Below are 26,651 nucleotides of genomic sequence, written 5' to 3' on the forward strand. Positions count from 1 at the left end.
AGGTTATTCCAGGCTTTTTTTAATTTCTAAAAATGATTGTATTGGAGGGGTTAACTTGATTGATAGACATGATGATGGCGTTTTTGACTTAGTTTCAAAGTACGAACCAACTGGAGACCAACCGAATGCGATTAAAACTTTAGTTGATGGATTAAATGATGGTAAAAAAGAACAAGTATTACTGGGTGCAACGGGAACGGGTAAGACGTTTACCATTTCAAATGTGATTAAAGAAGTTAATCGTCCCACATTAGTCCTTGCGCATAATAAAACATTGGCTGGACAATTATATGGTGAATTAAAAGAATTCTTCCCGAATAATGCGGTGGAATATTTTGTGAGTTATTATGATTACTACCAACCAGAAGCTTACGTTCCTTCAAGTGATACGTATATTGAAAAAGATTCCAGTATTAACGATGAAATTGATAAATTACGACATTCTGCAACAAGTTCATTATTAGAACGTAATGATGTGATTGTTGTTGCATCTGTCTCAAGTATCTTTGGATTAGGTGATCCAACAGAATATCGTGATCATGTTATTTCATTGCGTACTGGAATGACAATGGAACGTGATGATTTACTTAGAAAATTAGTCGATATACAATTCGAACGAAATGATATTGATTTTCAACGTGGTCGGTTTAGAGTTCATGGAGATATTGTGGAAATTTTCCCAGCATCTCGTGATCAAAAAGCTGTTCGTATTGAATTTTTTGGCGATGAAATCGATCGTATTCGTGAAGTTGATTCATTAACAGGTGAAGTTATGGGTGAACTTGAACACATGGCTATTTTCCCCGCAACGCATTTCATGACGAATGATGATGTGATGGATCATGCCATTGAAGGTATTGAAGTTGAATTGGCTGATCGATTAAAAGAATTAAAAGATGAAGATAAATTATTAGAAGCCCAACGTATCGATCAACGAACTACTTATGATTTAGAAATGTTACGTGAAATGGGCTATACATCCGGAATTGAAAACTATTCCCGCCATATGGATGGACGTAAACCTGGCGAACCTCCATATACATTAATTGATTTCTTTCCCAAAGATTTCTTGATCGTAGTTGATGAATCTCATGTAACCATGCCTCAAATTCGAGGGATGTACAATGGTGATCGCGCTCGTAAACAAATGTTAGTAGATTACGGATTCCGTTTACCTAGTGCACTGGATAACCGACCATTAACGATTGCGGAATTTGAAGAGCACGTTAATCAAGTCATTTATATGTCTGCAACACCAGGACCTTACGAAATGGAACGGACGTCAGATGTTGTTCAACAAATTATTCGACCAACTGGATTACTAGATCCAATCATTGAAGTTCGTCCAATTATGGGCCAAATTGATGATTTAGTTGGCGAAATTAATTTACGTATTGAACGCAATGAACGTGTCTTTGTCACAACATTAACCAAGAAAATGTCAGAAGATTTAACTGATTATTTGAAAGAGTTGGGGATGAAAGTTGCGTACTTGCATAGTGATATTAAAACGATGGAACGAACGAAAATTATTCGCGATTTACGCTTAGGCACATATGATGTTTTAATTGGAATTAACTTATTACGTGAAGGTATTGATGTTCCTGAAGTGTCATTAGTGACAATTTTAGATGCCGATAAAGAAGGTTTCTTACGTAGTGAACGTTCTCTAGTTCAAACAATTGGTCGTGCAGCTCGTAACGAAAACGGACGAGTGATTATGTATGCTGATAAAGTGACGGATTCAATGAAGGGCGCAATGGAAGAAACGCAACGCCGCCGTGATGTCCAAATGGCATATAATGAGGAACATCATATTACGCCAACTACGATTAAAAAAGCCATTCGTGAGTTAATTACGCCAACAAAAATTGAAGATAATTCAGGAACTGTTAAAACCTTTACCGAAACTGAATTTTTGGATATGGATAAAAAGGAACAACAAGATATGGTTGATCGCTTAGAAGGACAAATGAAAGAAGCAGCTAAAAAATTAGATTTCGAAACAGCTGCATCATTGCGTGATACGGTATTAGAATTAAAAACACAAATGTTATAAATAGGGGGATATTTCTTGAAAAATGATAAAATTGTGATCCATGGTGCGCGTGCGCATAATTTAAAAAATGTGGATGTCACTATCCCAAGAGATAAATTAGTTGTGATTACGGGACTTTCAGGATCAGGGAAAAGCTCATTAGCTTTTGATACACTTTATGCTGAAGGACAACGTCGCTATGTTGAAAGTTTATCAGCATATGCACGTCAATTTTTAGGGCAGATGGATAAGCCAGATGTTGACTCAATTGATGGGTTATCACCTGCTATTTCGATTGACCAAAAAACAACTTCAAAAAACCCACGATCAACAGTTGGGACAGTCACTGAAATTAATGATTATTTAAGATTATTATGGGCTAGAGTTGGACATCCAATTTGTCCAAATGATGGTCATGAAATCACGAGTCAATCCGTTGAACAAATGGTTGACCGTGTTTTAGAGTTAAAAGAGCGTACAAAACTTCAAATTTTATCACCTATTATTCGCAATAAAAAAGGACAACATAAAAAGATATTTGAAACGATCAAACGAGAAGGATTCGTCCGTGTTCGAGTTGATGGCGAGCTTCATGATATTGATGAAGAATTTGATCTTGAAAAAAAGGTCAAACACTCTATTGATATTGTGATTGATCGGATTGTTGTCAAAGAGGGCATTCGCTCACGTTTATTTGATTCATTTGAAGCAGCATTACGTTTATCTTCTGGCTACGCCACTGCAGATATTCTTGATGGTGATACAGATGGTGCAACAATTCAATTTTCCGAACATTATGCATGTCCTATTTGTGGATTTACAGTTGGAGAATTAGAACCACGTTTGTTCTCATTTAATGCACCATTTGGTGCTTGTGAAACTTGTGATGGTTTAGGAATGAAGTTAGAAGTCGATGAAGATTTAGTCGTTCCAGATCCAACTAAAACGCTAGCAGAAGGGGCAATTGAGCCATGGAATCCTATTAGTTCGCAATATTACCCATCGATGTTAGCCCAAGCTGCAGAAGCTTTTGGAATTCCAATGGATGTGCCATTTGAAAAGTTAACAGATGAACAACGTGATATTGTTTTGAATGGCGCTGGAACACGTGAATTTCATTTCCATTACGCTAATGACTTTGGTGGCGTTCGTGATGTAGATGCATTATTTGAAGGGGTTATTACAAATATTAGTCGTCGTCATACGGAGACTAATAGTGACTTTACGCGTGAACAAATGCGTAAATATATGACCAGCTTAACGTGTCAAACATGTCACGGTTACCGCTTGAATCGTAAAGCATTAGCCGTCCAAATTAATGGCCAACATATTGGTAAAATTTCCGCACTTTCAATTGGTGACGGCTTACCTTTCTTTGATAACGTTAACTTGTCAGAAAAAGAATCAATTATTGCAGCACCTATTTTGAAAGAAATTCGTGACCGCTTAACATTCTTACAAAATGTTGGCTTAAATTATCTGACATTATCACGTTCTGCAGGAACACTTTCAGGTGGAGAAGCACAACGGATTCGACTAGCCACGCAAATTGGCTCTAATTTATCGGGTGTTTTATATATTTTAGATGAACCTTCAATCGGGTTGCATCAACGTGATAATGATCGCTTAATTGAATCACTTAAGAAAATGCGTGATTTGGGTAATACTTTAATTGTGGTTGAACATGATGAGGATACCATGATGGCTGCTGATTATTTAATTGATGTTGGTCCTGGTGCTGGTGAATTAGGTGGTGAAATTGTTGCTGCTGGAACGCCCACACAAGTTAAAAAGAGTCGCAAATCATTAACTGGACAATATTTATCAGGAAAGAAATTTATATCATTACCTGATGAACGACGTGCTGGCAATGGTAAGAAGATTCGAATTACCGGCGCAAAAGAGAATAACTTAAAAAATGTAACGGTCGATTTTCCTTTAGGTAAATTCATTTCAGTTACAGGTGTCTCAGGTTCCGGTAAATCAACTTTAGTGAATGGTATTTTGAAAAAGGTATTATCACAAAAGTTAAATCGAAATTCTGAAAAACCAGGTAAATATAAATCAGTTTCTGGTGTTCAAAATATTGAAAGTGTTATTAATATTGATCAAAGTCCAATTGGTCGAACACCGAGAAGTAATCCCGCAACTTATACAGGCGTCTTCGATAATATTCGTGATTTATTTGCGGAAACTAACGAAGCAAAATTACGTGGTTATAAAAAAGGTCGTTTTAGTTTTAATGTCAAAGGTGGACGTTGTGAAGCCTGCAAAGGTGACGGGATTATTAAAATAGAAATGAATTTCCTACCAGATGTCTATGTGCCATGTGAAATTTGTCACGGGGCACGCTATAACTCTGAAACACTTGAAGTGACTTACAAAGGTAAGACAATCTCTGATATTTTAGATTTAAAAGTTGGCGAAGCTTTGAAATTCTTCGAACCAATTCCTAAAATCAGACGTAAACTGCAGACAATTGTTGATGTTGGTTTGGGCTATGTTTCGTTAGGCCAATCGGCAACAACATTATCAGGTGGTGAAGCGCAACGGATGAAGTTAGCTTCTGAATTACATCGTCAATCAAATGGTAAGAGTTTTTATATTCTTGATGAACCAACAACTGGTTTGCATACAGATGACATTAAACGCCTACTTAGCGTTTTAAATCGTTTGGTTGATGCGGGTAACACAGTCTTGGTTATTGAACATAACTTAGATGTGATTAAAACATCTGACTATTTAATTGATTTAGGTCCAGAAGGCGGCGAAGGTGGCGGAACGATTCTTGCGACTGGAACACCAGAAGAAATTGCTGAAGTGCCTGAAAGTTATACGGGACACTATTTAAAACCAATCTTAGAACGTGATCGTGCGAGAATGAATAAATAAATTAAGAAGTCAGATGAAAATCTGGCTTTTTTTTATTCCTTTTTTTTTAAAAAGTGTTAACTTTAAAGAAGACATAAAATAAATTGGAGGAACGGCTGACCATGGGCAATAACTATAAGAGTGTTTTTGATATTATTGGACCTGTTATGATCGGACCATCTAGTTCACATACAGCTGGTGCCGCTAAAATCGGTAAGGTTGGATTTCAATTATTTAATGGGAGAATCACTAAATTAAAAGTTCGCTATTATGAATCATTCGCAAAAACACATCGCGGGCACGGGACTGATTTTGCGACCGTTGCTGGGGTATTAGGCTTTGAACCTGATGATGTCCGTTGCCCACAGTCAATTCAGATTGCGGAAAAAATGGGGATTGAGATTCAGTTTATTGAAGATGCACACCCAAGTCCAATTAACCATCCGAATAGTGTTAAATTAACGATTGAAAATGAGACAAAAAAAATCGAATTAATGGGTTGCTCAATTGGTGGTGGCACAATTGAAATTAGGGCTTTCACTATAAAAAAACAACAATTTTTTCCAAAGGGTAGTTTACCGATACTAGTGTTGGAAGCTAATCCAGTAAATAAAAATAAAATTCAAAAACAAATCGAAAAATCGACAACTATTGTTATGCAAAGTGAATCTGAGTTAATGCCAGAGGATATTATGTATGAATATGATTTATCCAAGAATATTACTGAGACTGATATTAAGCAACTGCGATTATTAACGCACAATCTCATTTATTTAAAATAGGAGGTTCCATCTTGTATAAAAGTATTGCTGAGTTAGTTTCAACTGCTAATAAAGAACACAAATTAGTTTCAGAATTAATGATTGAACAAGAAATGGCGCAATCAAGTGAAACTAGAGACGTTATCATTGAAAAAATGTCTGCTAATCTTGAAGTGATGAAGCAAGCGATTGAAAAGGGATCAAATGGTGAAGGCGTTTCTTCAGCAACGGGATTAACGGGTGGAGATGCGGTCTTACTACGGAAATATCGTGAGAAAGGGCACTCTTTATCTGGGGATGCTAACTTAGAGGCGATGCAATATGCAATTGCGACTAATGAAGTCAATGCTTCGATGGGACTTATTTGTGCGACACCGACTGCAGGTTCATCTGGAACGTTGCCTGGGGTTATTTTCATGATACAAAAACGATTAAATTTATCACATGAAAAGATGTTACAAGCTTTATTTACGTCAAGTGCCTTTGGAATGATCGTGGCAAATAATGCCATGATTGCCGGAGCGACTGGTGGCTGTCAGGCAGAAGTCGGCAGTGCATCAGCAATGGCAGCAGCTGCCGCCGTTGAGGTTACTGGTGGAACGCCGGAACAATGTGCAGAGGCTTTTGCGATGGGACTTAGTAATTTATTGGGACTGGTTTGTGATCCAGTTGCTGGATTAGTTGAAATTCCATGTATCAAGCGAAATGCAATAGGAGCCGTGAATGCTTTAACGGCAGCAGATATGGCACTTGCTGGATTATCTAACAAAGTACCAGCTGATGAAGTTATTATGGCTATGAAAGACATTGGCGAACGTATGCCGAGCTCGCTTAGAGAAACTGGGATTGGTGGATTAGCTAGTACACCAACGGGCCAAGCAATTAAAATGAAAATATTTGGTGAAACGATATAGGGTTGGAAACAACTCTTTTTTTGTGCGCAGATACAAAAGAAACACCAGGTATGTTATAATAATTATAGTAGATTTGGAGGAATGAATATGACAGATACGTTAGAGCTAGTTGTAATTACAGGGATGAGTGGGGCCGGTAAGACGGTCGCAATGCAAAGTTTTGAAGATTTAGGTTATTTTTGTATTGATAACTTACCACCAACTTTATTACCTAAGTTCTGGGAGTTGGTAAAAGAGTCAGGTAAAATTTCAAAAATTGCCCTTGTTATGGATTTAAGATCAAGAGCTTTTTATGATGAAATTATCGAAATGTTATCAGGATTTGATAACACTGAATTTGTAACCACTAAAATTGTCTTTCTTGACGCATCAGATGCAGAATTAGTTTCTCGTTACAAAGAAACAAGACGTGCGCATCCGTTAGCAATGGAAGGCCGTCTGATGGATGGCATTGAAAAAGAACGTGACTTATTAAATGATATTAAAACACAAGCACAATTAGTGATTAATACGACTAATTTGTCACCACGTCAGTTACGTGAAGAGATTTTTCATAATTTTGAAACCAGAGAAACAGCTAATTTTCATGTTGAAGTCTTATCATTCGGATTTAAATATGGCCTACCTATCGATGCAGATATCGTGATGGATGTCCGTTTCTTACCTAACCCACACTATATTCCAGAATTAAAACCACAAACTGGCTTAGATAAGGCAGTTTATGATTATGTGATGAAACAACCAGCTACAGAAGGTTTTTATACCAAATTTGAATCGTTAATTGAGTCAATTTTACCTGGCTACGAAGCTGAAGGTAAAACCAATTTAACGATTGCGATTGGCTGTACTGGTGGACAACATCGCTCAGTTGCTTTAGCTAAAAGATTGAGTGAAGAATTGAAAATTAACTATCCGGTGAACGTTACACACCGTGATATTAATAAAAGTAAAGAATCGGTCAATCGATCATGACGAGAAGTGGACATAGACCTAAGATAGTCGTTATTGGTGGCGGAACAGGGCTACCCGTTATTTTAAAAAGTTTAAGAGATAAAAATGCTGATATCACGGCGATTGTAACGGTTGCTGATGATGGTGGTTCGTCAGGTATTATCAGAGATTACGTGAATGTTGTGCCGCCTGGTGATATTCGTAATGTTATTGCCGCATTATCTGAGTTACCAGAAATATATTTAGATATATTCCAGTATCGGTTTGATACGTCCGATCGATTTTTTGCAGGACATGCGATTGGTAATTTAATTATTGCAGCACTAACTGAAATGAAAAATGGTGTTTTTGCTTCTGTCCAAGAATTATCAGAAATGATGAGAGTTGATGGACATGTCTATCCCGTTGCGGATGAACCGTTAGTATTAAATGCAGAATTTTCTGATGGCACTTTTTTAGCGGGGGAAGCAGAAATAACTGCCGCTAGAAAATCAATTAAGCGTGTTTGGGTAACCTCAAGTGAAAAAAGTGAAACTAGTGTGCCAGAAGCTGTACCAGAAGTTGTTCAAGCTATTCTTGAAGCAGACCAAATTGTCCTTGGACCTGGGAGTTTGTTCACAAGTATTTTGCCTAATTTAGTTATTGGTAATGTGGGTAAGGCACTGTCTGAAACAAAAGCAGAAGTTGTTTATATCTGTAATATTATGACGCAAAAGGGTGAAACAGAACATTTTACTGATGCTGATCATGTGCGTATTTTGAATGGGCACCTAGGTAAATGTTTTGTGAATACAGTGCTTGTGAATACGGCACCGGTTCCTGAAGGTTATATGGATAAAGAAAAATATGATGAGAATTTAATTCAAGTTGAACATGACTTTAATGGATTAAGGGAACAACATTGTCGAGTGATTTCATCTAACTTCTTAAAATTAAAAGATCAAGGTGTCTTCCATGATGGCAATAAAGTCGTTGAAGAATTAATCCGTTTAGTTGGTCGACCAAATCGCGAATTAAGACATAGAAAGACTATTTAGTACAGAGATAAGGTGAAAGAATGTCATATGCAAGTGAAGTGAAAAAAGAATTAACGACCCTCAAAGTCAGAAAAAATAATGCTAAAGCAGAGTTAATGGCGTTAATTAGAATGAATGGGTCTTTGAGTATTATTAATCATCAATTTGTTTTAAATGTTCAGACTGAGAATCCCGCAATTGCGAGACGGATTTATGAACTTTTAAATGAATTTTATGACATTACAAGTGAACTATTAGTTCGTCGTAAAATGAAATTAAAGAAAAATAATATTTATATTGTACGTTTAAAAACAGGTAGTGATTTTGTTTTAAAAGACCTGGATATCATTGAAGATATGCAACTTAAAATGGGTGTACCAATGGATCTGTTGGCCCATGATGATATGATGATGCGTTCATATTTACGTGGGGCATTTTTGGCAGGTGGTTCTGTTAATAATCCTGAAACAAGCCGTTATCATTTGGAAATTTACTCAGTCTATGAAGAACATAATCAAACAATTTGCGAAATGATTAATAAATTTGGATTCAACGCTAGAATGACTGAACGTCGAAGTGGTTATATCGTTTATTTAAAAGAAGCAGAAAAAATTGCTGATTTCTTGTCATTAATTGGCGCAACAACGGCTATGTTGAAGTTTGAAGATATTAGGATTGTCCGCGATATGCGTAATTCAGTTAATCGCATGGTTAATTGCGAAACAGCTAATATGAATAAAGTGGCGGATGCTGCGAATAAACAAATTGCTAATATTGAGTTTATTGCACATTCTGTTGGTTTAGGGCAATTACCTTCTAAATTAAAAGAAGTTGCTGAAACACGTCTGGTTCATCAAGAAGTTAGTTTGAAAGAATTAGGTGATTTAGTACCAGGTGGTCCAATTTCAAAATCTGGGATTAATCATCGGCTACGAAAAATTAACGAATTTGCTGAAAAAGTTCGAATTGGTGAAAAATAAACGAAATTTTAAAGAGGTGAGATAGCATGATAACATTTAAATATGATACGCAACTACTAATAGAAGGTAGTACATTAGACGAGGACCAATTGAACGATAAGATTTTACGTCAATTCAAAGGTGATAGTTTACTTGTTGCGGGAGATTCTGATTTAATGAAACTGCATTTCCATACGAATGCGCCGTGGGAAATATTAGAATATTGTGCTGGACTTGGAGAAATCTTTGATGTTGTTGTTGAAGATATGGTCAGACAATCTAAAGGATTAAAAGGTTAACCAAATAAAATACGCATATAACTGATAGCTTTTATCTTAGCTATTAATTATATGCGTATTTTTTATTTATCTAAATATGATTTTAAGGTAGCTAGATCAATTGATTCATCAAAAATATGGTCGTCAACGATAACGGTTGGTACAAATTGAATATTTGCGTCGTTAGCTTCAGCGATAATTGAGTTAATGTAAGTTTTATCAGAAACGTCAGTTAAACTAAAGGTCTTTTCCATATAGGCAGCAACCTCATCCAGTGTTAAGTCTTTCCACGTATCTTGCGTTTTAAATAATTCAGTTATTAAATCGTAAGATTTTTGCGGATTATCTAAAGGAAGATAATGATGAGCAACATTACCACGTTGTAAGGATTCTTTTTCTTTATCAAAAAGTTTGATGACACGTTTTACACGTCCGTTTGCAACATAAGAATCTAAAGTCTCTTTAGATTTTTCGAACCATTCTTTTGAGTAGGGGCAACGTAGGTTAATAAACTCAATAATTGTTTTTGGCGCGTCAGAGTTACCAATCACAAGTCCAAAGTCCCGATTTACTTTTGAAGCATCAATAATTGAAATATCCATTTTTATCAGTCCAGTCTTCATTTATTAGCGTCAGTATAGCATAAGACGGGTTCATCTGAATAATTATCCGCTCAAAAAAAGGACACTAACAAAAGTTAACTTGTTAGTGTCCTTAAACGTTAAAGCTTATTTAAGCCCTTTTTTGTTAGTCATAATTTTATCAATCAAACCGTATTCTTTTGCTTGATCAGCAGTCATAAAGTTATCACGATCTGTATCTTTATCGATAACTTTAATATCTTGACCAGTTGCATCAGCTAAAATTTGGTTAATCAATGTTCTTGTTTTCAAGATATGTGCAGCAGCAATTTCAATTTCTGTTGCTTGACCTTGAGCGCCACCAAGTGGTTGGTGAATCATAATTTCTGAGTTAGGTAATGCAAAACGTTTACCCTTTGTACCAGCAGTTGCCAATACACTGGCCATTGAAGCAGCCATACCCATAACGATTGTTTGAACATCAGCATTGATGAAGTTCATTGTATCGTAGATAGCTAAACCGGCTGAAACAGAACCACCGGGTGAGTTAATGTAAATTGAAATATCTTTTTCTGAGTCTTGAGCGTCTAAGAAAAGTAATTGAGCGATAATAGCATTTGCCATATCATCATTAACTTCACCAGATAACATAATGATTCTGTCTTTTAAAAGACGAGAGTAGATATCATAGGCACGTTCGCCACCGGCAGATTGTTCGATAACTGTAGGAACCATATTCATAGTTAGAAACCTCCGAATTTATTATTATTTACTTTTTTTATATTAGCATTTGAACTAATGTAATGCTAGTTTAAACCCTTGGTCAAAAAAGGTCAAATAAAATAAACTAAATTTATTCTTTAGTTTCTTTTAAAATAATCGCATCTGATGACCTTGTTTTTGAACCATAGAGTAGGTTCCCTGATAAATGACGAACCAAGTAGCCAGAATAAGATACTGAAAGGGCTACAGGTGGTTTAATAGGTGTTACAGAATGTTGCGTTGAAACAAAAGCGATTGGTGATTTATCTGTTACTTTTTTCTTAACCTTACGAGGTTTTTGTTTTTTAGGTGCCGAAACCTTAGGGGACACAGGTTCTGCATTTTTTCTGGGATCCATTGGATTCACAGGAGCTACACGAGAATCTTCACTATCGCTTCGCGGTGTTGCTTTAATTTGTTTGGGTACATACATGGATAAAATGAACAAGTTAGCTACGATTGAGGCTAAGGAAATTCTAGTTAGGCGGGATGTTCTAAACTTTTTATGCATTAGTGATATCCTCCTGACTATCTGTTCGAATAGCCACAACCATATTAGCAAATATCTCCCAATCAGAAGCTAATGGTGGACTATTCCAGATTAGGTAGCGACTGGGGACATCTGCCATCAAGAAGTCAGAAAGGTAAATATCGGTTTGATCTGTTAATTTGTAGTTAACTTCCAAATTAAAGAAGGGCATTGAATCAAGATTTTTGTGAATTAAATCATTGTAGTTACTCCCTTTTGAAAAATCAATTGTTATATGCACCGGTTTTGAAACGGTTGGTAAATCAATATAACGAATGAATAAGAAAAGATATTCTGATTTTAAACGGGCCATGTTAATGTTTTTTTCTTTGAAAATATCCGGTACATTCGTTGTTAAGTTAGTTATCAATTGGTCAACGAAGATATAAAACCAACTATAATTTTCTTTTAAAATAGTATTATCTACGGCAACTTGCCAACTAAAATCAATTTGGGCACTATGGTAACTAGAAAAATGAATACGAGATAATTCGTCAAATAATGTCATATAACTTTGTTCACTTAATGTGATATCAAAGAACTTTTGTAAGTCTTTAATAACAAAATTATTGAGTGATTCAATTTGTGAAAAGAAAGATGAGTTATTAAATGTAACGTCAACAATGTCTTCCATATAAAGGAAATTTAGAACAAATACTGTTTCAATTGATAACTGTTCATCCGTAAGTCCATTAATACCTGGATTTTCTTGAAGACAGTCTTGAATATTGGACATGATTGAGTCTGAATTAGCAAAATTAACATCAGCAAAACGATTAGTATCATTTCGATTAGAAGCTAAACTTTGTATGAGAACAGCTGAAAAATACTTTAGTTTCAATAATTGTATTTGTGTGAGATCAAGATTTAAGCTAGAAATTAATTGGTTAGAAAATAAACTAGAATTACGATCAACTTCTTCATTAAATGGGAAGTTGTAGTTCTTATAGACAGCTAAATAAAGGTTATAAAAAAATAAGCGAATATTTTCTTCAGGACCTACTAATTGGAAGTTTTTAGTGATTTTAAAGCCTAATTTTTGTAACATATCATCTAAAAATTTCTTGGTCCGATAACCAGTTGCTTCACTTAAAAATAACGATTCGGTGAAGGATTCTATACTAAAATTAGGGTTAGTAAATAGCGCATTCAGCATCAAAAATTGAGGTGACTGCTTAGCGTATAGAAGTAATAGGTGATCGATGGAATCTAAGCCATTTTTTTGTAGACTTACTTTGTTATTGCTAACTTTTAATAAATAGTAATCGTCTAATCCTTCAGTGACAAGATCTTCTTCTAAAGACTTGATAGTTGTTGCTGTATAATATTTTGACCATTTAAAATGTTTTTGGATGTCTGTTTGCGAAGCAGATTGGTCATAAGTATTCTCAAGATAAGAAAATAATTCTAACTTACGAATATCATCTTTGTTAAATATAAAGTCCATTTATCGCGATTCCTCCTCATTAAAGAGTATGTACTATCCATTATAGGGGAATTGCCAACGGTTTGCATATAAATCTAGAATCAATAATTATCATATTTTTAAAAAAATTGACAAAAGTGGTGATATAAAATAACATGTCATTAATATATGTATTCAAATTATAGAAATAACAGAAGAGTAATTTTTTTAGACAGGGAGAGGGAAATCTTTATGAATAAAATAGTATTAAGCGCCTTTGTAACACTATTAGGTCTCTATATGACTGCATCTGAGGCAACGATTCAAGCGGCGAAAACTAATCGTGGTAGTGCGCAATCCGATTTGTCTATGGATTTTCAATCTGGAGCAACAACAGTCGATTTTGCTTCTTCCCTTAGTTTCAATACAACTAAAATTGATTCGAATGATAAAAAAAGTTATGCCAAAGCGCAAGATATGGCAACAGGGGCAAGCACACCCAATTACGTTCAAGTTTCAAATTTTAGCGGAACTGAAAATGGTTGGGTGCTTGAAGCTAAACAGAGTCGCCAATTTGAATCTGAAGAGACGCATAAATCGTTAACGGGTGCCTATCTTAGTTTTAGTAATGGTGAACTTGTTTCCATTTCTGCGGATAAAAAACCTGGATTTTATAAGAAAAATTTTGATTTGTCTGTAGGAGCTAATAAAGTAGTCGTTGCCGCAAAAGGTGATGAAGGATACGGCACTTGGGTTTACCGTTTTGGGAATGAGGCAACTAAAGGAAATAGTATCGCTTTGAATATTCCCCGTGAGGCAACTAAGATGACAGATGTCTATCGTAGTGAAATTACATGGTCATTAAATGATGTGCCATCAAATGAATAATAATGAAATGATAACCACAAAATTTATTAAAAGATTCGGCTATTTATTTTTATTCAGTATTTTATTTTTATTCGGAGTGGACATTAAGCAGGTTAATGCCAGCCAAGTTGACTTTTCTGTTCAACCTATGATATCTGACTATCAATTAGATAAGAAAAAAACTTATTTTGATTTAAAAGCAGCACCAGGAACTAAAACACAGCTGAAAATTAAGGTAGCTAATCTTATTGATAAATCACTAACGTTTGAAGTCCTCATTAAGGATGCAACAACAAACTATAATGGGGTTGTGGAGTACGCGGAATCACAAAGTAAAGTATTGGCACAACAGCCGTTCTCAGTGGTAAAAGCAGTTAGAGCTCGTCAGAATCGTATAACTGTTCCTGCAAAAAGTGAAAAAATAGTTACTTTGGATGTTGCGTTACCCAATACGACTTTTGCAGGTGTCGTTGCGGGAGGTATATCGGTGATTGAAGACAATGATGCTCAGTCTCAAACAAAGTCAGAACGAGCGGTTATTGATAATCGTTATTTATATACGACTGCGGTAATATTCCATGGAGAACAACCTGTAACTAGCGCACAAGTAAAATTAAAAACGGTTGATATCACACAAATTAATGCACGTAATGTGATTGCTGCGAGATTTGAAAATCAGAGCGCTATGTTTTTAAATAAAGTTCAAATAAATACACAAGTCAGACGGTTAGGTAGTTCAAAAGTATTATATCGAGCAAGTAATAAGGACATGCAAATTGCCCCAACCAGTGCGGTTACCTTTCCAATTCCATTAGCTGCTGGTGAATTACTCAAAAGTGGTACCTACGAACTTAGTGCAGAGATGACTTCTAAAAATCAGGCATGGCATTTTAAACAGAAATTTACGGTAAGTGGATCAAAAGCAAGAATATTGAATGAGAAGGATGTTACAATCGATCAAACAAATTACTGGATCTATTGGATATTACTCTTGTTCGTACTGATAATCGTTAATGTTTTTGTTATATTATGGATTAATCGAAGATTAAAAAGAAAGTATCAACAAAAAATTAAATAATTTAAATGAAAAAGTTATTAATTAAGGGATATTATCTTTTAATTAATAACTTTTTTATTTTCAAATATTTTTAAAAAGGTAAAAAATGTGATTTAACATTGTGCACCATTGAAGATACAATATGTACATAATAATTGTAGATGTAGTATGTACATATTGTATCTTCACTTTACTAAAAGTTAATGGGAATTGTTAGAAAAATAGGGGATGACAATGACTTAACGATATGATAGTAAGACCAAATAAATAAGATAATTAAGCATTAGAGAGGGATAAAAGATGAGGAAACATAACAGTAGAACAAAAGAATGGATTTCAGCAACACTTATAACAAGTGCTGTTTTTGCAGGATTATTTGCTGGGGGGGCCAGTCACAGGGAACCTAGTGTATTTGCTCAAACTGATGAGAGCAGTATGTCAAGTGAGTCATCAGATAACGCCACAAGTGAATCAGGAAAAAAGGCGATATCAAGTGATTCTCTAAAAACTAAATCAATCACAATAAAAAAAAGTGAATCAAAAACAAAAGCTAAACCGTCAGCAAAAGCTAAACTAAGTACTAGAGCAGCTGGGTATGTTGGACCAGCAAATGATGTATTTCCTGATGATTACTGGGATACAACAAAAGATTATTCAGCGGAGTCAGCAACGGCATTTGTTTCACAGTCGGGTTCACAGAATAAACCTGGCGAACCTGTATTATATTTTGGAAATAATTATTTTCCTTTTCAAATGAATGAGTTATTAAATAATGATCCCGTCAGTGGTCTTAATAAGTCTGGTTGGGCCTACATGTTTGATACTGGAATAAATCCTGTTCCAAGGAAATCTTATGGAATTATTATTAATAATAGTGTCCCAGGTAATCGTGGATACGGGTTGGTATCATCCTTTTCATCAATTCCTTATACAATTGAATCTGCAGTTAAAGGTAAGGATATCACTGGATATCAACTTTTTAAAAATAAAACAGGTACTGGATTTAAGGCAATTATGTATGATACAAAGTATAAATTAAGTTATACATTTGAGGAAGTTTATGATGCTAGTGGCGGTGTTTATAGCTATTTTAGTATTACTAACAATGACACAACGGCTCGTGCAGTTGGAGCTATTGAGGGCGTCGATACATTCGTTGATGAGGATGCTGTTACCATTGAAAGCTTAGGCCCGGATGAAGGATTCAAAATGGTTGGGTCAGCACATAGTTTAAATTTCAAATTAAATGATCCAAGAAATAATACCAAATTAGGTGGATGGACGAATTACACAGGCGGAGATGAACCAAATGTTATGAATACTGGTTATTTAAATAATTATTTCAATGGTGGTGCACTTGGAACTGGAATGGAAAAATCACCACATAATAAAATTATTGCCGTTTCAAATATTAAGAATCCAGATAACCCATTTAAAGGCGATAGTGGGTTCATAATAAAAGCTAATCCGAAAACTTTGGAACCAGGAGGAACACTCGTAACGGGTTCTTATCAAACTTATAAGGAAGCTGTTGCACCTGTTGCAAGTGTAAAAGAACAAACGATTAATGCTTATGCAAGTCAAACTAATAGGCCTAAAGTTTTAGGAACGGTTTTAGATAAGGATGGCAGTAAAGGTTATATTCAAATTACCTATCCAGATGGGTCAACGTCAGGAACAACAGAGAATGTGTACGACACAGGTAAGGTAGATACTAGTGCTGATTATAGTGCAAACATTGACACTTCTAAATTAAAATTAGGTTCAAATAAGATAATAGTGACAGCTGTTGACGATAGTGAAGTAGAACAGTTAAAACCTGTTACGGTAACAGTCAATCTTTATAAATTAGGTGCAACTGCTATCCCACAAACAATCAAAGTTGGCGATACGGTTAAGACAGGCGAAACGGACTTAATTAAGAATTTAACAATTATTAATCAACCAACAGTTAATGCACATACCTTAAAAATGGATACAACAAATCCATCAGGTAAGCCACTTGATAATAAAACAGCAGGATTTTACATTCAAGATATGCTTTTAACAGATACTGCAGTTAAACCAAATGAAATCGCAAAAGTAGCTGTACCCGTTACCGTAACTGATAGTGATACTGCATTTGACAAAACTTCTGCTCTTTATGCCAAGGGATTTGAATTAAAAACAGCGGATATTCAAAACTTATCAACTGGTGATTTAGATACATTAATCTTGAATAATAGTAAAGCTAGAGGCTGGCTGATAGCGACGGGTGCCGAATCTAAAGTTAGTGTTAAGTCAACAGAACTTAAACCAACTTCAGGTGATGGTTTTTATAAAGCAGTTATCCAAAATTCTGATGGTCAAACAAAAGAAATTGTGATTACTGTCTCAGGTGGATTAAAAATTACATCAGCACCTACTGCAACTGACTATGGTTCTTCCAGTGGCGTGATATTACCTTACAGTGGAGAAAATTTTGATCTCCAACGTAGTGATTCTAGTACCAATAGCAGTGTGAATATTTCTAATGCAGGTAAACAAGCTTGGACATTAACTGCTCGACTTACAAAAGGTTTGACAGATAGTGCTAATGATAAGTTAACTGGTGTTTTGGAGTATGTAAATTCAGCTAATGGTGTACAAGATATAGAATCAAGTAGTGCAGAAGTTGGTTCAGGACAGTCTGAGGCAACTCAAGAAGTCCGTTGGGATAAGGATAAAGGAATTGTCGCTCAACTTAACGGAGGTAATACATCACTTAAAGCTGGAGCCTATACAGGGGAAATAACATGGACACTAGAGAATACACCTTAATGTTATAGTTTCTAATTTAATCTTAAATGATTTGAATATTTTTAGCAGTTTAATTATGAACTAAATAACAATCCCAAATAATAGTAAATCCATATCAATACTGCTAAGTATTGATATGGATTTTTTTAATAAAAATTAATGATAACTAAATTTTATTCGTATTTTAGTGGCTTAATAATTTTCGTTTTATGATGAGATAAAACTTATGAATAATTATTATTTGTTTAATTTTCAAATATTTTTAAAAAAATAAAAAATTTGATTTAACATCGTACACCATTGAAGATATAATATGTACATGTTAATCAAAGACAAAGCATGTACATGTTGAATTTTTAACTTTGCTAAAAGGTATATTTGATAAAAGTTAATAGAAATAGCTAGATAAATAGGGGATAGTAGTGAATTGGCAATATGTTAGTGAAATCAAATAGACTAAATTGATAAAATAATTAATAAGTTAAAAGCAAGGATTGGGGAGGGCTAAAAAATGAGAGAGTATAAAAACAGAAAAAAAGAATGGGTTTCGGCAACAATTATGACAAGTGCTGTTTTTGCAGGATTGTTAGCTGGGGGAGCTAGCCATAGAGAACCTAGTGTGTTTGCTAAAACCGATGAGAGCAGTATGTCAAGCGAATCATCAGATGAAACATCAAGTAAGTTAACGATTAAAGAATCAAGTGAATCAGAAAAAAAGGCGCTATCAAGTGAATCTGTAGAAACTAAATCAACAACTAAAAAAAGTGAATTAAAAATAAAAGCTAAATCATCAGAAAAAACTAAACGAAGTACTCGAGCTACCACTCGAGCAGCTGGATATGTTGGACCAAAAGATGAAATTCTACCTACTGTTAAATGGGAAACAAAAGATTACGCAGCTGATGTAGCAAAGACGTTTGTTTCACAATCGGGGAGATCTGATAAGCCTAATGAACCAGTTATGTACTTTGGAAATAGTATTGAACCTTTTCAGCCTAGTGAACTGACGAATAATAATGACGCAGATAGAGCAAGCAATAATAGTTCACCTAATTTACCATCTTGGTCATATACGTATACTACCGGAAAAAATCCGCGTCCATCGATTATACACGGGCTGATTATGGGCGACAAAATAGCTCGTGGTTATAATGTGAATGAAGCTTACCTAGACAACGGTATTTCTGGTATCGAGGGTGGACTTTTAGATGGGTCAATTACTGATTATCATCTTTATAAAAATAGTATGAACACGGGATTTAAAGCAACTATGTATGATAGTAAGTACAAAGTTAGTTATACTTTTGAATCAGTATATGGTAGGACTGGTGGTATTTACCGTTACTTTAGTATTACAAATAATAATTCAGATTCACAAAAAATAGGTGCCTTGGAAACAAATGATACTTTTGTAGATTCTGATAAAGTTCCTTTACAGAGTATTGGACCTAATGATGGCTTTAAAATGATTGGGGATAGTACTAGTCAGAAGCATGTTTTGGATGTGAGATTGAAAGATCCAGAGTCTAATGCTACTTTGGGTGGTTGGACAAATTATACGGGCGGTTCTCAAGATAAGATTCTAAACCCCGCTAATTTTAATAACTACTTTAAAGGGGGGGTAGCCGGGACAGGTATGGAAGGTTCAGCAGCAAACACTAATATTGGAATTGAAAATATTAGTAATCCAAGTAAAACAATTGGTGATGATAGTGCGTACATTATGAAAGCTAATCAAGTTGATTTAGCTCCAGGTGCAACACTTGTTAATGGGTCTTACCTTACTTATAAAGAGACAACACCTAGTACTCCTCCCGTTGCGACAGTTAAAAATACAATAATTAACGGTTACGCTGATCAAAAAGGTGTTGAGATTACAGGAGATGTTACTGATTCAGATGATACAAAAGGAAATATTGAAATCGGGTATCCAGATGGAACGTCAGAAAAGAATCCTTACGATACTATTACAGTGGATGTGAAGAATCCTACACCGTATTCTGTACCAGTTAATATGTCTAAACTAGGTCCAGGTAAAAATGAACTATTAGTTACGGCAGTTGATCCAGGTAATAACCGTCAAGAAAAACCAGTTACTATAACTGTTAACGTATTCAAATTAGGCGCAATTGCTATCCCACAAACAATCAAAGTTGGCGATACGGTTAAGACAGGCGAGACGGATTTGATTAAAGATTTGACAATTATTAATCAACCAACAGTTAATGCACATACACTAACTGTTGATGGGACAAATCCATCAGGTAAACCACTTGATAATAAAACAGTAGGATTTTACATCCAAGATATGCTTTTAACAGATATTGCAGTTAAACCAAATGAAATCGCAAAAGTAGCTGTACCAGTTACTGTAACTGATGATGACACTGCAACTGATAAAGTCTCTGCCCTTTATGCAAAAGGATTTGGCGTAAAGCAGGCAGATATTCAAAAATTAACAACTGATGAGTTGACTGCATTAATTCTAAAGACTAGTGAAGCTAAAGGATGGTTGTTAGCAACTGGTGCTGAATCTAAAGTAAGCGTTGATTCAACGACACTTAAACAAACTTCAACTGATGGTATTTATCAGGCAGTTATCAAAAATTCGGATGGTTTAAAAAAGACCATTAACATTGAAGTTACAGGTGGATTGAAAATTACAGAAGGACCTGGGGCAACTAATTACGGTTCTTTTTTAGGTGTTACGTTACCTTACAGCGGAGAAGACTTTAAAGTTCAACGTAGTGACCCTGATCCTCATGTTAATAGCGTACAAGTTTCTAACGCGGGTAAACAAGCTTGGACCTTAACAGCTCAACTTACAACACCGTTAACGGAGCATAACGATGCTAACGTTAAGTTAAATGGTGTATTGACATATATAGATGCATCTGGTCAATCGCAAGATATAGAATCAAACAGTGCAGAAGTTGGTTCAGGGCAATCTGAGGTAACTCAAGAAGTAAGTTGGGCAAACGACAAAGGAATTATCGTTCAACTTAATGGAAATAACCCTTTGCTTAAAGCAGGGGACTATACAGGGGAAATAACATGGACATTAGCGGATACGCCACATTCATAAACCTTGTTTAATTAATGTTAATCGTTAGCATATTGCTAATATTAAAAACTACCAAAATCTTACGAGGGGAGAAAATACGATGCTAAAAAGAAGTACAATTATGGGGATTCTTTTAGGAAGCATGGTACCTGTTGGTTTCGCCGTAACGCAAGTTTCAGCAAGCGATACAGTGGGCTATCAATCGCATGCGACTATTGAGTTAGTTGGAAGTACTGATGAAACACGACCTGTTAATCCAATTAATCCGACGGATCCGGTAAAACCAGTTAGACCTGTTAATCCGGGGACGCCAGGTCCGTTATCGATTGATTACGTTTCGAACTTACAATTCAGTCAACAAAAAATTTCTGGTAAAGATAGTGTTTATTATGCACAACTTGACCAGTTAGCTGATAAGAACGGTAAAGTCGGAGATTATCCAAACTATGTTCAGATAACGGATAACCGTGGGTCAAATGCAGGGTGGAAATTAACCGTTGCACAGACCAATCCATTTATGAATGGTAAAAATAAATTAGATGGAACGGTTATCACGTTGATGAATGGTGTTGTTAATGGTAGTAACCTGCATAGACCGACGGATAGTCAAGCAGCAATTAAGCCAGATGGTAAGGCAGTTACTGTGATGACAGCTAAGTTGGACAATGGTATGGGGACCTGGACGGATCGTTTTGGTAAAGATAATACAGCTGCTCAACAAAGTATTTCATTGTTTGTTCCAGCTGAGTCGAAAAAAGTAGCAGGGGCTTATAAGTCTGAACTAACATGGACTTTGACAGATGCTAAACTATAAAAAAAGAGATTAGGGGAAATATATATTATGAAAAAAACAAATAAATTATTATTCGCTGCATTACTTGGATTAGGTATTACAGGAACAGCTGTTACAACAGCTAACGCATCAGAAACAAAAGATTATGTATCACATGGTAACGTTGAATTGACTAAAAATGACGGAACAACAGACCCTGGTATTACTGATCCAACAGATCCAGGACATACTATCGATCCAACAGACCCAGTGAACCCAGGTACTGGTGGCCCATTAGCAATTGACTACGTTTCTAACTTTAACTTTGGTACACAAAAAGTAACAGGTAATGATACAACATATAACTCGGAATTAGTTGCAGCAACAACAGATAACCCAACAGCTGGAACTAAAAAAGACCTTGCAAACTTCTTACAAGTTTCAGATAACCGTGGTACAGTATCTGGCTGGAAACTTTCAGTTCAACAATCAAAAGCATTTACAAGTGAAACAACAAAATCAGTATTAGATGGCACAACAATTACGTTATCTAACCCTGAAGCAAATAATGCTGATAAAAATGGTACAAAACCAGCACCATCAATTTTAACAGATAACCTTGCAATTTCTTCTGCATCAGGTGATAAAGTTGTTATGCAAGCTAAAGATGGCGAAGGTTCTGGTACTTGGGTTGAAGCATTCGGTAATGCAACTAAAGACGCTGATAAAGCTAAAGCTTCTGTTAAATTAGCTATCCCTGGTGATAGCAAAAAAGTCGCAGAAAAATACACATCAGATTTAACATGGACACTTACAGACGCTAACTTATAAGAATTAATTCTATCAATAAAAAAAGGTTATTAATTAAAAGGGGAAATTAAAATGAAAACAACTAAAATCGTAACAAGCGCAATTATTTTATCAACATTAGGTTTAACTGCAGCACCAGCTGTACATGCCGCAGACCATACAGAAAATTACACATCATTAGGTAAGATTGGTTTTACAGAAAATGATGATAAAACACCACCCGTTAACCCAGTTGATCCAGATAAACCCGTTGATCCATTAGAACCAACTGTTCCTCCTGTTAGTCCTGGTACTGATGGACCATTATCAATTGATTACGTTTCTAACTTTGATTTTGGTGAAAACAAAATTTCTGGGGACGATACAACTTACTACGCTGCACCTGTCAAAGCAGTTAGTGGTGCTAAATATGCTACTTACTTACAAGTAACGGATAAACGTGGTACTAATGCTGGTTGGAAACTTTCAGTTAAACAAGAAAAACAATTTAATGATGGCTCAGCAGATTTAGATGGTGCAGTATTAAAAATGGGATCACAAAAATTAAATTCTAAAAATATGGATAGTGTAACTAATGCAACAACCCCAGCTATAGCCGATGCTACAATTACAGCAACACCTGGTAGCGCTGTTGAAGTCTTGAATGCAGCTAAGGGTCAAGGTATGGGTACTTGGACAGATTCATTTGGTGTATATGATGCAGATGCTACAAAGGATACAGCAATGAAGGCTGTTTCATTAGCCGTACCTGGTAATTCAGCTAAAGAAGCTAAACCATATACCACTGATTTAACATGGACAATTACTGACGCAGGGATGTAAACCTGTATCAACTAGGTTATTAAAAAATAGAGGGAATCAATAAAAGGGGAAATTAAAATGAAAACAACAAAAATCGTTGCAAGTGCAATTGCGTTAACAACATTAGGTTTGACTGCAGCACCAGCTGTACATGCCGCAAATAATACACAAACATATAATGAAACAGGTAAAGTAGGTTTTGTCGCAGGAAGCACAAGCCCAACAAATCCCACAGATCCAATCGATCCAACAAATCCAATTACACCAGATCCAGATCCAGATCCAATCAAACCTGGTACAGATGGACCTTTATCGATTGATTACATCTCTAATCTTGATTTTGGTGCTGATCATAAGATTTCTGGTTCTACAGAAACTTACTATGCACAACCAATTTCAGCTACAGATAGTAAAGGTGATAAGGTTAAACGTGCTAATTACTTACAAGTAACTGATAACCGTGGTACAAATGGTGGTTGGAAACTTTCAGTAAATCAAGATGCCCAATTTAATGATGGGACTTCTGAGTTGGCTGGTGCGCAATTAAAAATGACCGGTCAAACATTTAATTCTTCAAATATTGGTGACACGACAACAATCCCAACTGCTTTAAATAGTGGTGTTATTACACCAACTGTTGGAAAAGATGTTGAAGTTGTAAGTGCTGCTAAGGGTCAAGGTATGGGTACTTGGACTGATTCATTTGGCACATATGTCGATGGAACAGATACAGATGCTTCAATGAAAGCAATCTCATTAGAAGTACCTGGTAAAACAGCTAAATCAATTGGAACAAGTTACAAAACTAACTTAACATGGACATTAACAGACGCAGGTCTATAAAAAGATTAGAAGTAAGTTAAACCAAAGGGGAAATTAATTATGAAAAAAGCAGCAATTGCAACATCAGCACTTTTAGCAGTTACGTTATTTTCAACATTAGCACCTGCAGCACATGCTGCCGATATTACAAAAGGCACAACAGGTGATGTTAACTTCGTAGCTAATCCAGCTACTGGGGCAGGCGAACTTAAGCTAATCAGTGCACCGAGTGTTGATTTTGGGGATCAAGAAATTAGTGGATCAACAAAAACTTATGAACAAACGTCTTTTGGCGCTAAACCAGAGGATGCTAATATCCAAGTTGATGATAACCGTGGCTCAAATGTCGGTTGGAATTTAACAGTTGCAAATACACAATTTGCCACGGCAACGGGTACGGCACTTGATGGTGCTAAGTTAACCTTAACAAATGGTTCAATTATTAATGGTAATGGGGCAAAGTTTGTGGCTAATCCTGCAGCAACTATGCTTTTAGATGGTTCATCTAAAGCTGTTCCAGCAGTAGATGCAGCTAAAGATAAAGGTATGGGGCCTAACACATTACCTGTTACTAAAGCAACTTTAGAAGTACCTGGTGCAACAAGTAAATTAAATGAAAAATATACATCAACAATTACATGGACATTAAAAGACGCAGCATTATAAAATGCAGAAAGGGATAGGTTAAAACAATGAGCTTGAAAAAAAATATACGACTAGCAGTAGCCATTGTCCCCCTCCTTGCATTTTCGATGATGGTAAATTCAGTAGCCGATGCAGCAGTTGCAACTGATGGAAAAACTGCGATATCATCAGCTAACTTAACATTACTTGAAAAGTCTGGTCCTGTTGATCCGTTAGATCCATCAAAACCAGTGCACCCACTCAATCAAGTTACGCCAACAACTGGAGACTTAAGAATAGATTATATTTCTAGTTTTCATTTTGGGGCACAGGATATCTCGGGGAGTAATAAAACCTACTATGCAACTTTTGATAAAGTAGCTGACATGACTAACCGTCGTGACTCAAGTGGAGTGTGGGACACACAAAACCTAACAGATAAAGATTATTATAATGTACCTAATTACGCCCAGGTCACAAATAATACAACGGGTAATTGGTCATTAGGTGTTAGTAACACTGTTTTTAAAAGTCCTAGCGGGAACGTGCTTAAAGGTGCTGTACTAAATATTAAGAATATCGAAGCACATAGTGAAAATCCAGGTTTAGGGCTAAGCGGGGACTTACCAGGTAACGTTAAACTTACAGGAACTGGTGGTACTCCTGTTTCGGTTGTTAGTACGACAGATGGTAATAGTGATAATCCGTTCGGTACTTGGACACTTGCTATGGGTACTGATAAAGCGGGAACTAACTCTACAGGAAACGATGCAGTGTCGTTATTTGTTCCTGGTACCACTGTGAAAACAAAAGAAGCTTATACATCAACGTTGAAATGGACATTGATAGCGGCTCCATAAAGCTAATTTGAAAAGAAAGAGGATTTTTACATTGAATAAAAAATTTTTTGGAATCATAATGGCGTTTGTGGCAGGATTGGTTTTATTTAGTGGACAAGTTCAAAAAGCGAACGCTGCTGAAATGAACTTTGCCGTTACTGCAAATCTTCCAAGTAATCAAGTTGATAAGCGCCAAACCTATTTTAATTTAAAAATGAAGCCTAATCAGAAACAAGATGTTACTGTCACATTGAAAAATTCGACTAATAAAGCAGTTGTCGTAATGGCTGAGGCAAATACAGCTGTAACCAACGATAACGGTGTGGTTGAATATAGTCATGTGAAACCAAAACTTGATAAAACAATGGTAAATCCTCTATCTTCAATTGTTAAGTCGGATAAAGAAGTGACAATTCCAGCCAAGAAAAGTGTTGTGCATACGTTCCATATCACAATGCCCGCTAAGAAATTTAATGGCGAAATCGATGGTGGATTATACTTCTATGAAAAGATCGACAAAGATAGTGAAAAAAAATCAAAGAGTAACGTTCAAATTAAAAACCGTTATGCATTTGTGATTGGGACAACGTTAACTGAAACAGATGATGTTGTTAAACCTGATATGAAATTACTTAAAATTGAACCAGGTTCAGTTAATTTCCGTAATACATTGAAGGTAAATTTACAAAACCCAACAACAACACCTATTCGTAATTTAAAGGTAGCCGGAAAAGTCTATTCAAGAAATGGGGATGAAGCCTTACATGCTTCAACCACTTCGAATATGACAATGGCTCCCAATACGAATTTTAATTATGGTATTTTTTGGGACAACCAACCCTTTAAACCTGGTAAGTACCGTCTAGAAATGACGGCAACTTCTGGTGTGAATAAGTGGAAATGGACTGAAAACTTCACAATTGATGGCGCAACGGCAGATAAATTGAACGAAAAGGCAGTTGACTTAGAAAAAGATTATACAATGTGGTATATTCTTGCAGGAATCTTCTTACTTCTACTTGTATTATTGATTATTTGGTTCTTAGTTCGTCGTAATAAAAAAGATAAAGAAGAAGCTGTCGCAGAAGCAAAACGACAAATTTTATCAGAATTACAAACTGGTGAAAAAGAAGATAAGTAGTCGAAATGGGT

23 protein-coding genes are annotated in these 26,651 nt (G+C 35.7%); 19 read left to right on the forward strand and 4 right to left on the reverse strand.

Features of this window, described 5'->3' with window-relative positions; genetic code table 11:
- Positions 1-55 precede the first annotated feature (55 nt).
- The 8 genes from uvrB to AC1RPW_RS04750 all read left to right on the forward strand — a co-directional run bounded on the left by uvrB (position 56) and on the right by AC1RPW_RS04750 (position 9,809).
- Positions 56-2,059, forward strand: a complete 2,004-nt coding sequence (gene uvrB / locus AC1RPW_RS04715) for an excinuclease ABC subunit UvrB (RefSeq protein WP_481761481.1) — start codon at positions 56-58, stop codon at positions 2,057-2,059.
- 15 nt (positions 2,060-2,074) lie between these two features.
- Positions 2,075-4,930, forward strand: a complete 2,856-nt coding sequence (uvrA, locus tag AC1RPW_RS04720; RefSeq protein WP_481761480.1) for an excinuclease ABC subunit UvrA — start codon at positions 2,075-2,077, stop codon at positions 4,928-4,930.
- A gap of 101 nt (positions 4,931-5,031) precedes the next feature.
- Complete coding sequence (locus AC1RPW_RS04725; protein WP_481761479.1) at positions 5,032-5,691, forward strand: serine dehydratase beta chain; 660 nt, start codon at positions 5,032-5,034, stop codon at positions 5,689-5,691.
- A gap of 11 nt (positions 5,692-5,702) precedes the next feature.
- Positions 5,703-6,584, forward strand: a complete 882-nt coding sequence (gene sdaAA, locus AC1RPW_RS04730; RefSeq protein ID WP_481761478.1) for an L-serine ammonia-lyase, iron-sulfur-dependent, subunit alpha — start codon at positions 5,703-5,705, stop codon at positions 6,582-6,584.
- Between the two features lie 87 nt (positions 6,585-6,671).
- The gene (gene rapZ, locus AC1RPW_RS04735; protein ID WP_481761477.1) at positions 6,672-7,556 is read left to right on the forward strand and encodes an RNase adapter RapZ; all 885 of its coding nucleotides are present in this window, start codon (positions 6,672-6,674) and stop codon (positions 7,554-7,556) included.
- Complete coding sequence (locus AC1RPW_RS04740; RefSeq protein ID WP_409022192.1) at positions 7,553-8,572, forward strand: gluconeogenesis factor YvcK family protein; 1,020 nt, start codon at positions 7,553-7,555, stop codon at positions 8,570-8,572. The genes rapZ and AC1RPW_RS04740 overlap by 4 nt, the downstream gene beginning before the upstream one ends.
- Before the next feature lie 20 nt (positions 8,573-8,592).
- A complete protein-coding gene (gene whiA, locus AC1RPW_RS04745) occupies positions 8,593-9,531 on the forward strand; it encodes a DNA-binding protein WhiA (protein WP_409022193.1) in 939 nt (312 codons plus the stop codon).
- 26 nt (positions 9,532-9,557) lie between these two features.
- On the forward strand, positions 9,558-9,809 hold the full coding sequence (locus AC1RPW_RS04750) for a kinase to dihydroxyacetone kinase (RefSeq protein ID WP_481761476.1): 252 nt from the start codon (positions 9,558-9,560) through the stop codon (positions 9,807-9,809).
- Positions 9,810-9,871: 62 nt separating this feature from the next.
- Here AC1RPW_RS04750 and AC1RPW_RS04755 read toward each other — a convergent pair whose 3' ends face one another.
- The 4 genes from AC1RPW_RS04755 to AC1RPW_RS04770 all read right to left on the reverse strand — a co-directional run bounded on the left by AC1RPW_RS04755 (position 9,872) and on the right by AC1RPW_RS04770 (position 13,107).
- The gene (locus AC1RPW_RS04755; RefSeq protein WP_481761625.1) at positions 9,872-10,390 is read right to left on the reverse strand and encodes a DsbA family protein; all 519 of its coding nucleotides are present in this window, start codon (positions 10,388-10,390) and stop codon (positions 9,872-9,874) included.
- Between the two features lie 126 nt (positions 10,391-10,516).
- Complete coding sequence (clpP, locus tag AC1RPW_RS04760; RefSeq protein WP_409022195.1) at positions 10,517-11,110, reverse strand: ATP-dependent Clp endopeptidase proteolytic subunit ClpP; 594 nt, start codon at positions 11,108-11,110, stop codon at positions 10,517-10,519.
- A 112-nt stretch (positions 11,111-11,222) separates the two neighbouring features.
- On the reverse strand, positions 11,223-11,642 hold the full coding sequence (locus AC1RPW_RS04765) for a hypothetical protein (protein ID WP_409022196.1): 420 nt from the start codon (positions 11,640-11,642) through the stop codon (positions 11,223-11,225).
- Positions 11,635-13,107, reverse strand: coding sequence for a helix-turn-helix domain-containing protein (locus AC1RPW_RS04770; protein WP_481761475.1), 1,473 nt, complete (start codon positions 13,105-13,107; stop codon positions 11,635-11,637). Before AC1RPW_RS04770 ends, AC1RPW_RS04765 begins: the two co-directional genes overlap by 8 nt.
- Before the next feature lie 210 nt (positions 13,108-13,317).
- Here AC1RPW_RS04770 and AC1RPW_RS04775 point away from each other — a divergent pair, with 210 nt between their 5' ends.
- From AC1RPW_RS04775 to AC1RPW_RS04825, 11 genes are all read left to right on the forward strand, one after another.
- A complete protein-coding gene (locus AC1RPW_RS04775) occupies positions 13,318-13,953 on the forward strand; it encodes a WxL domain-containing protein (RefSeq protein WP_481761474.1) in 636 nt (211 codons plus the stop codon).
- Positions 13,946-15,010 carry a WxLIP family cell surface protein gene (locus AC1RPW_RS04780; RefSeq protein ID WP_481761472.1) on the forward strand — a complete coding sequence of 355 codons (1,065 nt, stop codon included), beginning with the start codon at positions 13,946-13,948 and terminating at the stop codon, positions 15,008-15,010. The genes AC1RPW_RS04775 and AC1RPW_RS04780 overlap by 8 nt, the downstream gene beginning before the upstream one ends.
- A 279-nt stretch (positions 15,011-15,289) precedes the next feature.
- Positions 15,290-17,788 carry a hypothetical protein gene (locus tag AC1RPW_RS04785; RefSeq protein ID WP_481761471.1) on the forward strand — a complete coding sequence of 833 codons (2,499 nt, stop codon included), beginning with the start codon at positions 15,290-15,292 and terminating at the stop codon, positions 17,786-17,788.
- A 490-nt stretch (positions 17,789-18,278) separates the two neighbouring features.
- The gene (locus tag AC1RPW_RS04790; protein WP_481761470.1) at positions 18,279-20,852 is read left to right on the forward strand and encodes a hypothetical protein; all 2,574 of its coding nucleotides are present in this window, start codon (positions 18,279-18,281) and stop codon (positions 20,850-20,852) included.
- A 79-nt stretch (positions 20,853-20,931) separates the two neighbouring features.
- The gene (locus AC1RPW_RS04795; protein ID WP_481761469.1) at positions 20,932-21,645 is read left to right on the forward strand and encodes a WxL domain-containing protein; all 714 of its coding nucleotides are present in this window, start codon (positions 20,932-20,934) and stop codon (positions 21,643-21,645) included.
- A gap of 27 nt (positions 21,646-21,672) precedes the next feature.
- Complete coding sequence (locus tag AC1RPW_RS04800; RefSeq protein WP_481761468.1) at positions 21,673-22,434, forward strand: WxL domain-containing protein; 762 nt, start codon at positions 21,673-21,675, stop codon at positions 22,432-22,434.
- Between the two features lie 51 nt (positions 22,435-22,485).
- Positions 22,486-23,235 (forward strand): WxL domain-containing protein, encoded by a 750-nt coding sequence (locus AC1RPW_RS04805; RefSeq protein ID WP_481761467.1) that lies wholly within the window; start codon positions 22,486-22,488, stop codon positions 23,233-23,235.
- A gap of 57 nt (positions 23,236-23,292) precedes the next feature.
- The gene (locus tag AC1RPW_RS04810) at positions 23,293-24,057 is read left to right on the forward strand and encodes a WxL domain-containing protein (protein WP_481761466.1); all 765 of its coding nucleotides are present in this window, start codon (positions 23,293-23,295) and stop codon (positions 24,055-24,057) included.
- Between the two features lie 39 nt (positions 24,058-24,096).
- Positions 24,097-24,702 (forward strand): WxL domain-containing protein, encoded by a 606-nt coding sequence (locus AC1RPW_RS04815; RefSeq protein WP_481761465.1) that lies wholly within the window; start codon positions 24,097-24,099, stop codon positions 24,700-24,702.
- Positions 24,703-24,728: 26 nt separating this feature from the next.
- Positions 24,729-25,520, forward strand: a complete 792-nt coding sequence (locus AC1RPW_RS04820) for a WxL domain-containing protein (protein WP_481761464.1) — start codon at positions 24,729-24,731, stop codon at positions 25,518-25,520.
- Between the two features lie 31 nt (positions 25,521-25,551).
- Positions 25,552-26,640 (forward strand): WxLIP family cell surface protein, encoded by a 1,089-nt coding sequence (locus AC1RPW_RS04825; protein ID WP_481761463.1) that lies wholly within the window; start codon positions 25,552-25,554, stop codon positions 26,638-26,640.
- Positions 26,641-26,651: the final 11 nt, after the last annotated feature.

The organism is Dellaglioa sp. CoH-55-MRSF-8 (genome assembly GCF_056782195.1).

Bases quoted from the DNA above. Each gene is read 5' to 3' on its own strand.
- AC1RPW_RS04770 (WP_481761475.1), bottom strand. From the start codon at position 13,107: ATGGACTTTATATTTAACAAAGATGATATTCGTAAGTTAGAATTATTT.
- rapZ (WP_481761477.1), top strand. From the start codon at position 6,672: ATGACAGATACGTTAGAGCTAGTTGTAATTACAGGGATGAGTGGGGCC.
- whiA (WP_409022193.1), top strand. From the start codon at position 8,593: ATGTCATATGCAAGTGAAGTGAAAAAAGAATTAACGACCCTCAAAGTC.
- AC1RPW_RS04800 (WP_481761468.1), top strand. From the start codon at position 21,673: ATGAAAAAAACAAATAAATTATTATTCGCTGCATTACTTGGATTAGGT.
- AC1RPW_RS04815 (WP_481761465.1), top strand. From the start codon at position 24,097: ATGAAAAAAGCAGCAATTGCAACATCAGCACTTTTAGCAGTTACGTTA.
- AC1RPW_RS04740 (WP_409022192.1), top strand. From the start codon at position 7,553: ATGACGAGAAGTGGACATAGACCTAAGATAGTCGTTATTGGTGGCGGA.
- AC1RPW_RS04750 (WP_481761476.1), top strand. From the start codon at position 9,558: ATGATAACATTTAAATATGATACGCAACTACTAATAGAAGGTAGTACA.
- AC1RPW_RS04795 (WP_481761469.1), top strand. From the start codon at position 20,932: ATGCTAAAAAGAAGTACAATTATGGGGATTCTTTTAGGAAGCATGGTA.
- AC1RPW_RS04820 (WP_481761464.1), top strand. From the start codon at position 24,729: ATGAGCTTGAAAAAAAATATACGACTAGCAGTAGCCATTGTCCCCCTC.
- AC1RPW_RS04780 (WP_481761472.1), top strand. From the start codon at position 13,946: ATGAATAATAATGAAATGATAACCACAAAATTTATTAAAAGATTCGGC.
- AC1RPW_RS04755 (WP_481761625.1), bottom strand. From the start codon at position 10,390: ATGGATATTTCAATTATTGATGCTTCAAAAGTAAATCGGGACTTTGGA.
- AC1RPW_RS04805 (WP_481761467.1), top strand. From the start codon at position 22,486: ATGAAAACAACTAAAATCGTAACAAGCGCAATTATTTTATCAACATTA.
- AC1RPW_RS04775 (WP_481761474.1), top strand. From the start codon at position 13,318: ATGAATAAAATAGTATTAAGCGCCTTTGTAACACTATTAGGTCTCTAT.
- clpP (WP_409022195.1), bottom strand. From the start codon at position 11,110: ATGAATATGGTTCCTACAGTTATCGAACAATCTGCCGGTGGCGAACGT.
- AC1RPW_RS04790 (WP_481761470.1), top strand. From the start codon at position 18,279: ATGAGAGAGTATAAAAACAGAAAAAAAGAATGGGTTTCGGCAACAATT.
- AC1RPW_RS04765 (WP_409022196.1), bottom strand. From the start codon at position 11,642: ATGCATAAAAAGTTTAGAACATCCCGCCTAACTAGAATTTCCTTAGCC.
- AC1RPW_RS04725 (WP_481761479.1), top strand. From the start codon at position 5,032: ATGGGCAATAACTATAAGAGTGTTTTTGATATTATTGGACCTGTTATG.
- AC1RPW_RS04810 (WP_481761466.1), top strand. From the start codon at position 23,293: ATGAAAACAACAAAAATCGTTGCAAGTGCAATTGCGTTAACAACATTA.
- AC1RPW_RS04785 (WP_481761471.1), top strand. From the start codon at position 15,290: ATGAGGAAACATAACAGTAGAACAAAAGAATGGATTTCAGCAACACTT.